Raw genomic sequence first — 423 nt, forward strand, 5'->3', positions numbered from 1 at the left:
TCCCCGGCGGCCTGCGCGGCAGGCCGGGATGGGGAGCCAGGGCCGCCTGCCACGCCCTATGGGTCCGCCGGGATCTCCAGCCATCGCGGATTGGCCGCCTCGATCAGCCTGAGCTTCCAGGCGCGGTTCCAGCCCTTCAGCTGCTTCTCGCGGGCGATGGCGTCCACGGCGTGCTCGAACCGCTCGGCGTAGACCAGGCGGGTCACGCCGTACCGTCTCGTGAAGACAGAGCCGGCGCCCGCCTTGTGCTGCTCCAGACGGCGCGGGAGGTCGCGGGTGACGCCGACATAGAGCGTCCCGTTCCGTTGGCTGGCGAGGATGTAGACCGCGAAGGACACGGCCCCAGCCTGGCGCCTGAGGGCTGCAACCCGCCAGCGACGGGCAGTTGCGTGGTGGCCCTGGATCCCCTTCCCGGCGCTGCGC

Annotated in this window: 1 protein-coding gene; it reads right to left on the reverse strand. The window is 72.1% G+C overall.

Going from position 1 to position 423, the window contains the following annotated elements; translation table 11 throughout:
• Positions 1-56: 56 nt before the first annotated feature.
• Positions 57-423, reverse strand: a 367-nt coding sequence (locus tag SLNSH_RS24360; protein ID WP_342587875.1) for a GIY-YIG nuclease family protein, incomplete at its 5' end; no start/stop codon positions are given.

Origin of the sequence: Alsobacter soli (assembly GCF_003004785.1) — a bacterium.
Taxonomy (GTDB): Bacteria; Pseudomonadota; Alphaproteobacteria; order Rhizobiales; family Beijerinckiaceae; genus Alsobacter; species Alsobacter soli.